The organism is Pseudomonas fuscovaginae SE-1 (genome assembly GCF_000364705.1).
GTDB classification, from domain to species: domain Bacteria; phylum Pseudomonadota; class Gammaproteobacteria; order Pseudomonadales; family Pseudomonadaceae; genus Aquipseudomonas; species Aquipseudomonas fuscovaginae_A.
In genome coordinates, this window is the sequence record NZ_AQOH01000329.1 from 1 (window position 1) to 9,548 (window position 9,548).

Annotated in this window: 11 protein-coding genes; 8 read left to right on the forward strand and 3 right to left on the reverse strand. The window is 64.7% G+C overall.

The window, feature by feature from the left end; all coding sequences use genetic code 11:
• Positions 1-223 precede the first annotated feature (223 nt).
• The 7 genes from K675_RS0126160 (at position 224) to K675_RS0126190 (ending at position 7,263) form a co-directional block, all read left to right on the forward strand.
• Positions 224-3,154: a monovalent cation/H+ antiporter subunit A gene (locus tag K675_RS0126160; protein ID WP_026145552.1), complete on the forward strand. Its 2,931-nt coding sequence runs from the start codon at positions 224-226 to the stop codon at positions 3,152-3,154.
• Positions 3,154-3,498, forward strand: a complete 345-nt coding sequence (locus K675_RS0126165; protein WP_007986256.1) for a Na+/H+ antiporter subunit C — start codon at positions 3,154-3,156, stop codon at positions 3,496-3,498. Before K675_RS0126160 ends, K675_RS0126165 begins: the two co-directional genes overlap by 1 nt.
• Positions 3,495-5,174, forward strand: coding sequence for a monovalent cation/H+ antiporter subunit D (locus K675_RS0126170; protein WP_017906425.1), 1,680 nt, complete (start codon positions 3,495-3,497; stop codon positions 5,172-5,174). Before K675_RS0126165 ends, K675_RS0126170 begins: the two co-directional genes overlap by 4 nt.
• Positions 5,171-5,659: a Na+/H+ antiporter subunit E gene (locus K675_RS0126175; RefSeq protein ID WP_017906426.1), complete on the forward strand. Its 489-nt coding sequence runs from the start codon at positions 5,171-5,173 to the stop codon at positions 5,657-5,659. The genes K675_RS0126170 and K675_RS0126175 overlap by 4 nt, the downstream gene beginning before the upstream one ends.
• Positions 5,656-5,934, forward strand: a complete 279-nt coding sequence (locus tag K675_RS0126180; protein WP_017906427.1) for a K+/H+ antiporter subunit F — start codon at positions 5,656-5,658, stop codon at positions 5,932-5,934. Before K675_RS0126175 ends, K675_RS0126180 begins: the two co-directional genes overlap by 4 nt.
• The gene (locus tag K675_RS0126185) at positions 5,931-6,290 is read left to right on the forward strand and encodes a Na+/H+ antiporter subunit G (RefSeq protein ID WP_017906428.1); all 360 of its coding nucleotides are present in this window, start codon (positions 5,931-5,933) and stop codon (positions 6,288-6,290) included. Before K675_RS0126180 ends, K675_RS0126185 begins: the two co-directional genes overlap by 4 nt.
• A gap of 169 nt (positions 6,291-6,459) precedes the next feature.
• Positions 6,460-7,263: an alpha/beta hydrolase gene (locus tag K675_RS0126190; protein ID WP_232434477.1), complete on the forward strand. Its 804-nt coding sequence runs from the start codon at positions 6,460-6,462 to the stop codon at positions 7,261-7,263.
• A 14-nt stretch (positions 7,264-7,277) separates the two neighbouring features.
• Here K675_RS0126190 and K675_RS0126195 read toward each other — a convergent pair whose 3' ends face one another.
• The 3 genes from K675_RS0126195 to K675_RS0126205 all read right to left on the reverse strand — a co-directional run bounded on the left by K675_RS0126195 (position 7,278) and on the right by K675_RS0126205 (position 8,861).
• Complete coding sequence (locus tag K675_RS0126195; protein ID WP_017906430.1) at positions 7,278-7,559, reverse strand: HigA family addiction module antitoxin; 282 nt, start codon at positions 7,557-7,559, stop codon at positions 7,278-7,280.
• A 13-nt stretch (positions 7,560-7,572) separates the two neighbouring features.
• A complete protein-coding gene (locus tag K675_RS0126200; protein ID WP_017906431.1) occupies positions 7,573-7,851 on the reverse strand; it encodes a type II toxin-antitoxin system RelE/ParE family toxin in 279 nt (92 codons plus the stop codon).
• A 107-nt stretch (positions 7,852-7,958) separates the two neighbouring features.
• Positions 7,959-8,861, reverse strand: a complete 903-nt coding sequence (locus K675_RS0126205; protein WP_017906432.1) for a LysR family transcriptional regulator — start codon at positions 8,859-8,861, stop codon at positions 7,959-7,961.
• A gap of 131 nt (positions 8,862-8,992) precedes the next feature.
• Between K675_RS0126205 and K675_RS0126210 the strand changes: the two genes are divergently transcribed.
• A partial coding sequence (locus K675_RS0126210) for an AbrB family transcriptional regulator (RefSeq protein WP_017906433.1) occupies positions 8,993-9,548 on the forward strand: 556 nt, incomplete at its 3' end.

Below are 9,548 nucleotides of genomic sequence, written 5' to 3' on the forward strand. Positions count from 1 at the left end.
TGATGCAGGGGCTCTTTGATGCAGGGGCTCTGTGGCGAGCGGGCTTGCCCGCTCGCCACATAGGGTGTCTGCCCCAGCTCACTGCGACATCCCCATCGTCCAGTCAGAATAGGCACATTAGGAAATTACGACCTACCTTGTAGGATTCTGCCACAGGTTCCGGGTTGGTGATCCCGGACGGGCCACGTATGATCCTTGGCAAACTCCTGCAGATTAGAAGCCTATGTCACTGATAGTTCTACTGCTTCTGCCTTTTGTGGGCAGCTGTCTGGCAGCACTGCTGCCCCATAACGCCCGTAACAGTGAATCGATTCTGGCCGGTGTGATTGCCTTGGTCGGAACGATTCAGATGGCCCTGCTGTACCCGCAGATCGCCCATGGTGGCGTGATTCACCAGACCATCGGTTGGCTGCCCAGCCTCGGTCTGGACCTGGTCCTGCGCCTGGACGGTTTCGCCTGGCTGTTTTCCATGCTGGTGCTGGGCATCGGTACGCTGGTATCGCTGTACGCCCGCTACTACATGTCACCGGACGATCCGGTGCCGCGCTTTTTCGCCTTCTTCCTGGCCTTCATGGGTGCGATGCTCGGCCTGGTGCTCTCGGGCAACCTGATCCAGATCGTGTTTTTCTGGGAACTGACCAGCCTGTTCTCGTTCCTGCTGATCGGCTACTGGCACCACCGCCGCGACGCCCGACGCGGCGCCTACATGGCGCTGACCGTGACCGGCGCCGGTGGCTTGTGCCTGCTGGCGGGGGTACTGATCCTCGGCCATGTGGTCGGCAGCTACGAGCTGGATGCGGTGCTGACGGCCGGCGACAAGATCCGCGCCCACGCCCTCTATCCCGTGTTGCTGCCACTGATTCTGATCGGCGCCCTGAGCAAAAGCGCACAGTTCCCCTTCCACTTCTGGTTGCCGCGGGCCATGGCCGCGCCAACGCCGGTGTCGGCCTACCTGCACTCGGCGACCATGGTCAAGGCCGGGGTGTTCCTGCTGGCACGGCTGTGGCCGGCGCTGTCGGGCAGCGAGGAATGGTTCTGGATCGTCGGCGGTGCCGGCGCCGCGACGCTGGTGCTCGGCGCCTACTGCGCCATGTTCCAGAACGACCTCAAGGGCCTGCTGGCCTATTCGACCATCAGCCACCTGGGTCTGATCACCCTGCTGCTGGGCCTGAACAGCCCGCTGGCCGCCGTGGCCGCGGTGTTCCATATCCTCAACCACGCCACATTCAAGGCCTCGCTGTTCATGGCCGCCGGCATCATCGACCACGAAAGCGGCACCCGCGATATCCACAAGCTCAGCGGCCTGGTCAAGCTGATTCCGTTCACCGCCACCCTGGCAATGGTCGCCAGTGCCGCGATGGCCGGGGTACCGCTGCTCAACGGTTTCCTGTCCAAGGAAATGTTCTTCGCCGAGACGGTGTTCATCAACTCCACGGCCTGGGTCGAGGCAGCACTGCCGATCATCGCGACCATCGCCGGCACCTTCAGCGTCGCCTATTCTCTGCGCTTCACCGTCGACGTGTTCTTCGGTCCGCCGGCCACCGATCTGCCGCACACCCCGCATGAGCCACCCCGCTGGATGCGCGCGCCGGTCGAGCTGCTGGTGTTCACCTGCCTGCTGGTCGGCATCTTCCCGGCCCAGGTGGTCGGCGCGATCCTCGCCACCGCCGCCCTGCCGGTGGTTGGCGGAACCCTGCCCGAATACAGCCTGGCGATCTGGCACGGCCTGAATGCACCGATGGTCATGAGCCTGATCGCCATGTCCGCCGGCGTGCTGCTCTACCTGCTGCTGCGCAACCAGCTCAAGCGCGGGCGCTTCGCCCGTCCACCACTGATCGGCCGCCTGGACGGCAAGCGCCTGTTCGAATCGGTGCTGGTGCTGAAGATGCGCGTGGCGCGGCGCCTGACCCGCCTGCTGGGCACCCAGCGCCTGCAGCCGCAATTGTTCCTGCTGGTGCTGGCGGCGCTGGTGGCCGGGCTGATCCCGATGCTGCACAGCAGCCTGAGCTGGGGCGATCGACCGAAGATCCCGGGTTCGATCGTCTTCGTCACCCTCTGGCTGCTGGCGATCGCCTGCGCCCTGGGCGCCGCCTGGCAGGCCAAGTACCACCGGCTGGCGGCCCTGACCATGGTCAGCGTCTGCGGCCTGATGACCTGTATCACCTTCGTCTGGTTCTCCGCGCCGGACCTGGCCCTGACCCAACTGGTGGTCGAGGTGGTGACCACTGTACTGATCCTGCTCGGCCTGCGCTGGCTGCCACGGCGGATCGAAGAGGTATCGCCGCTGCCCAGCAGCCTGCGCAAGGCACGCATCCGCCGCCTGCGCGACCTGCTGCTGTCGGTGCTGGTCGGCGGCGGCATGGCGCTGCTGTCCTACGCCATGCTCACCCGCCAGACGCCGAACGACATTTCCTCGTTCTACCTCAGTCGCGCCCTGCCCGAGGGCGGCGGCAGCAACGTGGTCAACGTGATGCTGGTGGACTTCCGCGGCTTCGACACCCTCGGTGAAATCACCGTACTGGTGGCTACGGCCCTGGCGATATTCGCCCTGCTACGCCGTTTCCGTCCGCCCCGTGAGAGCCTCGAACTGCCCAACCAGCAACGCCTGCTGGCCAGCGACGTGGTCACCGACCTGGTCAACCCGCGCAGCGCCAGCGACACCGCATTGGGCTTTATGATGGTGCCAGCGGTGCTGGTGCGCCTGCTGCTGCCGATCGCCTTCGTGGTCTCGATGTACCTGTTCATGCGCGGCCACAACCAGCCCGGTGGCGGCTTCGTCGCCGGCCTGGTGATGTCGGTGGCGTTCATCCTCCAGTACATGGTCGCCGGCACCCAGTGGGTCGAGGCACAGATGAGCCTGCGGCCGCTGCGCTGGATGGGCTTCGGGCTGCTCTGCGCAACGCTCACCGGGTTGGGCGCGATGGCCTTCGGGTATCCATTCCTGACCACCCACACCGCCCACCTGCACCTGCCGCTGCTCGGCGATATCCATGTCGCCAGCGCGCTGTTCTTCGACATCGGCGTGTACGCGGTGGTGGTCGGCTCGACCCTGCTGATCCTCACGGCGCTGGCGCACCAGTCGGTTCGTGCGCACCGGCCCGGTCAGTTGACCGCATCGCCGAGCAAGCCGGCACTCAAGGGAGGAATCGCCTGATGGAAGAAGTCATTGCCATTGCCATCGGAGTACTCGCCGCCTCCGGCGTCTGGCTGATCCTGCGACCCCGGACCTTTCAGGTGGTGATGGGCCTGTGCCTGCTGTCCTACGGGGTCAACCTGTTCATCTTCAGCATGGGCAGCCTGTTCATCGGCAAGGAGCCGATCATCAAGGACGGCGTGCCCCAGGACCTGCTGCACTACACCGACCCGCTGCCCCAGGCGCTGGTGCTGACGGCGATCGTCATCAGCTTCGCCATGACCGCGCTGTTTCTGGTGGTCCTGCTGGCATCCCGGGGCCTGACCGGCACCGACCATGTGGACGGTCGGGAGCCCAAGGAATGAGTTTGTTATCGCACCTGATCGTCGCCCCTATCCTGCTGCCGCTGCTGACCGCCGCGCTGATGCTGATGCTCGGCGAGAAGCACCGCCCACTCAAGGCCCGCCTCAACCTGTGCTCGAGCCTGCTGGGGCTGGGTATTTCCGTATGGCTGCTGCTCTGGAGCCAGCAATCGGTGGAGCCCGCCTCCATCGGCGTGTACCTGCCGGGCAACTGGCAGGCACCGTTCGGCATCGTGCTGGTGGTCGACCGACTTTCCGCGCTGATGCTGGTGCTCACCGGCATCGTCGGCGTGTGTGCCCTGCTGTTCGCCATGGCCCGCTGGGACCGTGCCGGCAGCAGCTTCCATGCCCTGTTCCAGATCCAACTGATGGGTCTGTACGGTGCCTTCCTGACGGCGGACCTGTTCAACCTGTTCGTGTTCTTCGAAGTGCTGCTGGCGGCCTCCTACGGCCTGATCCTGCACGGCTCCGGGCGGGCGCGGGTGTCTTCGGGCCTGCATTACATCGCGATCAACCTGCTGGCTTCGTCGCTGTTCCTGATCGGCGCGGCGTTGATCTATGGCGTGACCGGAACCCTGAACATGGCCGACCTGGCCGTGAAGATCCCACTGGTACCAGAGGCCGACCGCGGCCTGCTGCATGCCGGTGCGGCGATTCTGGCGGTGGCGTTCCTGGCCAAGGCCGGAATGTGGCCGCTGAACTTCTGGCTGGTGCCGGCCTACTCCTCGGCCAGCGCGCCGGTGGCGGCGATATTCGCGATCATGACCAAGGTCGGCGTCTATACCCTGTTGCGCCTGTGGACCCTGCTGTTCTCCGGCCAGGCCGGTGCCTCGGCTTACTTCGGCGGCGACTGGCTGATCTACGGCGGCATGGCCACCATCGGCGTTGCGGCCATCGCCATTGTCGCCGCCCAGCGCCTGGAGCGCATGGCCAGCCTGAGCATCCTGGTGTCGGCGGGTATCCTGCTCTCGGCGGTCGGCTTCGCCCAGCCGAACCTGACCGCGGGGGCACTGTTCTACCTGGTCAGTTCGACCCTGGCGATGTCTGCGCTGTTCCTGCTGAGCGAGTTGATCGAACGTTCGCGCTCGGCCAACGAGTTGCCGTTGGACGAGGACATCGACCCGCTGCCACGGCCACTGGAGTCGCTGCATCCGCGCCCCGGCACCAACCTGGACGACGAACAGAAAGCCGTGGTCGGCCAGGTCATCCCCTGGACCATGGCCTTTCTCGGTCTGAGCTTCATCGCCTGCGCGCTGCTGATCATCGGCATGCCGCCGCTGTCGGGGTTCATCGCCAAGCTGAGCCTGCTCAGTGCTCTGCTCAATCCCCTGGGGCTCGGCCAGGAGGCAGCGATCCCGCCCGCGGCCTGGGCCCTGGTGGTGCTGCTGGTGGTGTCCGGGCTGGCCTCGCTGATCGCCTTCACCCGCATGGGCGTGCAGCGTTTCTGGAGCCCGGCGGATCGCCCCTCGCCGACCTTGCGCCGGTTCGAATGCCTGTCCATCGTCACTCTGATCGGCCTGTGCATCCTGCTGACCGTCAAGGCCGAGCCGCTGCTGCGCTACACCCAGGCCACCGCGGCCAGCCTCGCCGACCCCGAACACTACATCAGCACAGTCGTGGCGACCCGTGCCGTGTCGAGCCCGACCGCCAAGACCGTCGCGCAGGAGGTGCAGCCATGAAACGCCTGTTTCCCGCGCCCTGGCTGTCGCTCTCGCTGTGGTTGCTGTGGTTGGTGCTGAACCTCTCGGTCAGCCCCGGCCACCTGCTGCTGGGGGCGGCCCTGGGCTTCATCGCACCGCTGATGATGGCGCCGCTGCGACCCCTGCCGATCCGTATCCGCCGGCCCTGGGTGATCCTGCGCCTGTTCCTTCTGGTGGGCCGCGATGTGATCGTGTCCAACCTGGCCGTCGGCTGGGGCGTGCTCAACGCCGGTCGCCGACCGCCGCGTTCGGCGTTCATCAAGGTGCCGCTGGACCTGCGCGACGCCAACGGCCTGGCCGCGCTGTCGATGATCTGCACGGTGATTCCCGGCACGGTCTGGTCGGAACTGGCGCTGGACCGCAGCATCCTGCTGCTGCACGTATTCGACCTGGAGGAGGACGCGTCCTTCATCCGGCACTTCAAGGACACCTATGAACGCCCCCTGATGGAGATCTTCGAATGAGCGCCCTGCTCGCCAACGCGATTCTGTTCAGCCTGTTCATTTTCAGCGTGGCGCTGGTCCTGACCGTGGTGCGCCTGTTCAAGGGCCCTTCGGCGCAGGACCGGGTCCTGGCGCTGGACTACCTGTACATCATCGCCATGCTGATGATGCTGGTGCTGGGCATCCGCTATGCCAGTGACACCTACTTCGAGGCGGCGCTGCTGATCGCCCTGTTCGGCTTCGTCGGCTCGTTTGCCTTGGCGAAATTCCTCCTGCGTGGCGAGGTGATCGAATGAACGGGCTGTCGTTGTGGATCGAGATTCCCGTGGCGCTGCTGCTGGTGCTCGCCAGCCTGTTCGCCTTGTGTGGTGCCATCGGCCTGCTGCGCATGAAAGACTTCTTCCAGCGCATGCACCCACCGGCGCTGGCCTCGACGATGGGTGCCTGGTGCGTGGCGCTGGCGTCGATCCTGTATTTTTCCGGCCTCAAGTCGGAACCGGTGGTGCATGCCTGGCTGATCCCGATCCTGCTGTCGATCACCGTGCCGGTCACCACCTTGCTGCTGGCCCGGACCGGGTTGTTCCGCAAGCGCATGGCCGGTGACGACGTGCCGGGAGAAGTCAGCAGCGGGCGCCCCGAGGGCGGCAGTTGAGATGCCGCCTCCACCCGCATCATCACTGCCTGCGGCACCTACTCATATCCCAGGTAACCCACCACGTCCTGTAGGAGCCGGCTTGCTGGCGATAGCGAGGTGTCAGGCAACGAAGGGGTCGCCTGTGCGATTGCCATCGCCAGCAAGCCGGCTCCTACAAGGGGTACTGATGACGACGGTGTTAGTCAGTGGCTGTACTTCGGTGCCTTCGCCTGAATCACGCACGGCTGCTGCCAACGACCTGGCTCTCAGTCATCACTGGCAGGGTCGGCAGATCGCCAGTCAGCCCTTCCCGATCAAGGCCTTTCGGCCCGAGCGTTTCAGCGATAGCCCTCGCCTGACGATCTACCTCGAAGGTGATGGTTTCGCCTGGGTGACCGCCAGCCAGCCATCGACCGATCCGACCCCCATCGACCCCGTGGCGCTGCGCCTGGCGCTCGCCCAGCCGAATGGCAATGCGGCCTATCTGGCCCGCCCCTGTCAGTACCTGAAACCGGCAACCTGCAGCCGCAACGACTGGACCGACGCGCGCTTCTCCACCGAAGTGGTCAGCAGCCTCGACCGGGCCGTGGACGCCCTCAAGCAGCAGGCCCACGCGCAGAGGCTGCAACTGGTCGGCTACTCGGGAGGCGCCGCCATCGCCCTGTTGCTGGCGGCCCGTCGCACTGACGTCGACAGTGTCATCACCGTCGCCGGCAACCTGGATCACCAGGCCTGGACCCGCTTTCATCGCGTGCAACCGCTGACCCGCTCGCTCAACCCCGGCGATTTCGGCCCAGCCCTCAGTCATCTCAGACAAGTGCACCTGGTGGGCGCCGACGATCCGATCATCCCCCCGGAACTGACCCGCCAGTTCGTTGCCGAACATCCGAGCGAGCCTGCCACACTCGTCCAGGTCATGCCAGGCTACAACCATCACTGTTGCTGGGCTGAACACTGGGCGGAGCTGTGGCCCGCGTTCGACAGCGATTAACTGACTGACGCACCTCAGGCAGCGACCAGTCGACCGACCACCGGCTGCTCGCGATGCTCGGCCCGCCAAAGGTCATAGTTAAGCTGCAGTCCCAGCCAGAACCGCGCGGTGCTCAGCCCGGAGCGCTCCAGGCGTACAGCCAGGTCAGGGCTGATAGGTGCCCGGCCATTGATCACCCGCGAGAGCATTTCACGGGAGAAATGCAGCCGTCGCGCCATTTCGGCGATTTTGATGTTCAGCTCCGGCAACATCTCTTTGATCATGACGCCGGGGTGGGGAGGATTATGCATGGCCATGAACGGCCTCCTTTCAGTGATAGTCGAGATAATCGACCAACTCGACGTCCACACCGACAAACCGGAAAATCACACGCCAGTTACCACTGACAGTCATTGACCAGTAGCCAGCCAACCGTCCTTTCAACGGATGCAGGCGATAGCACGGCAGGTCGAGTTCTCCGGGAGTCGCAGCCACATCAAGTGCAGCAAGGATGAGTCCCAATCGCCTGGCAGGACCAGCCTGGATCCCTCTTGTCGTCCCGGACTCAAAATAGGCCTTCAGGCCCTTATGTTGAAAAGTCTTGATCATGACTATACCGTGAACTATTAGTTCACGCAGCACAAGATTCAGGACCGTAGGAAATATCAGCTCTCTAGCCGTGCTCCAGAGGCAGCAAATGTAGGAATTTCCTTTTATCAACGTTCAGCAAAGAAGCTCCGCCCTTCACCCTTGAGCAGCTCCAGCAGGGTCTTTGCCGCCGGCGACAGGTAGCCACCATCCCGCACGGCGGCCACCAGCGTGCGCTTCATCGTGGTTTCCTTGAGCGGCACCTCGCGCAAGTGCATCGCCCCACGCACGTCTTCCAGGGTATTGCGCGCCAGAAAGCTCAGCAGCCGGGTCTGGCCGATCAGCGGTGGCAGCAGGGAAATGGTATTGGTCTCGATCTGCACCGAAGGCAACGGCAGGCCCCGGGCGAGGAACACCCCATCGATCCACCGCCGGGAAGAAACACCGGTGGCCGGCAGCACCCAGCGATAGCGCCCCAGGTCCTTCAGGCGGATCGGCCCGTCGAAGATCGGGTGGTTGCGGCTGGCGACCACCACCGCCTCGTCGTCGAACAACGGGTGGGCCAGTATCTGCGGATCGCTGTCGAACTGCGGGCAGATCACCACATCCAGGCGGCCGGCACGCAGGGACTCGCGCAGCATGTTGTCCTGGCCGATCACCAGGTTGAGGGTGATTTGCGGGGCACGCTCGAGCAAGGTCGCGGTCAGTTGCGGCAGCAGGTACTCGGCCATGCTAGAGGCGCAGCCCAGGCGAATATTGCCCAGCACGCCACTGGCGAAGTCACGGACCTCGCGATGGGTCTCGGCGATGTTCTGCTGCAGTTGCCGGGCCCTCTGCTGCAACAGCACCCCGACCGGGGTCAGCTTGATCCGCCGACCTTCACGTTCGAACAGTTTGGTGCCGAACGACTCCTCCAGGCGCTGGATGCTCTTGGTCAGCGCCGGCTGGCTGCGGTTGAGCTTTTCCGCGGCGCGTCCCAGGTGCCCGAGTTCGGCGATGGTTTCGAAATAGGTCAGATCGCGCAGGTCCATAATCAATCAACCAAAGTTATAGGTTCATGACAATTAGAAACTGGACTTGATCAATTGCGCTATCAATAATTTACCCATCGCGTCGACCTCAACGCCCTGCAACAGGTGCGTCCGACGCTCTGGAGGGAGTTTTGTCCAATTCATCGCGTTTTTCCCCGGGCCACTGGCCACGCCCGCTGCAATGGCTGGCCCTGATCCTTCTCGCCGGCAGCGCCGGCCAACTGCTCAAGCACGCCGACCTGCCGGCCGGTCAATTCATCGGGCCGATGCTGGTGGCGATCGGCCTTGGCGTCAGCGGCGCCCGCATCCGCATCCATCGCCAGGCCTTTCGCCTGGGCCAGGGCTGCATCGGCCTGCTGGCCGCCCATTCGATGACCTTGGCCGTGCTCGAAGCCATGGCCGACTCCTGGCATCTGATGCTGTTCGCCACGGTGCTGACGGTGGCCCTGAGCTCCGTGGTCGGCCTGGCGATGGTCCGCTTCGGCGGCATCCAGGCCAGCACCGCCGCCTGGGGCACCTCCCCCGGTGCCGCATCGGCCATGGTCGCGATGGCCGATGACTTCGGCGCCGACGGCCGGGTCGTGGCTACCATGCAATACGTGCGGGTGGTCTGCGTGGTGGTGATCGGCGCGCTGGTCAGTCATGTGCTCGAAGCGCCGGCCAGTGGCAGCGAGCCGCACGCAATGA

Coding starts and splice junctions, on each gene's coding strand:
- K675_RS0126190 (WP_232434477.1), top strand. CDS start 6,460: ATGACGACGGTGTTAGTCAGTGGCTGTACTTCGGTGCCTTCGCCTGAA.
- K675_RS0126195 (WP_017906430.1), bottom strand. CDS start 7,559: ATGGCCATGCATAATCCTCCCCACCCCGGCGTCATGATCAAAGAGATG.
- K675_RS0126165 (WP_007986256.1), top strand. CDS start 3,154: ATGGAAGAAGTCATTGCCATTGCCATCGGAGTACTCGCCGCCTCCGGC.
- K675_RS0126175 (WP_017906426.1), top strand. CDS start 5,171: ATGAAACGCCTGTTTCCCGCGCCCTGGCTGTCGCTCTCGCTGTGGTTG.
- K675_RS0126170 (WP_017906425.1), top strand. CDS start 3,495: ATGAGTTTGTTATCGCACCTGATCGTCGCCCCTATCCTGCTGCCGCTG.
- K675_RS0126205 (WP_017906432.1), bottom strand. CDS start 8,861: ATGGACCTGCGCGATCTGACCTATTTCGAAACCATCGCCGAACTCGGG.
- K675_RS0126180 (WP_017906427.1), top strand. CDS start 5,656: ATGAGCGCCCTGCTCGCCAACGCGATTCTGTTCAGCCTGTTCATTTTC.
- K675_RS0126185 (WP_017906428.1), top strand. CDS start 5,931: ATGAACGGGCTGTCGTTGTGGATCGAGATTCCCGTGGCGCTGCTGCTG.
- K675_RS0126160 (WP_026145552.1), top strand. CDS start 224: ATGTCACTGATAGTTCTACTGCTTCTGCCTTTTGTGGGCAGCTGTCTG.
- K675_RS0126200 (WP_017906431.1), bottom strand. CDS start 7,851: ATGATCAAGACTTTTCAACATAAGGGCCTGAAGGCCTATTTTGAGTCC.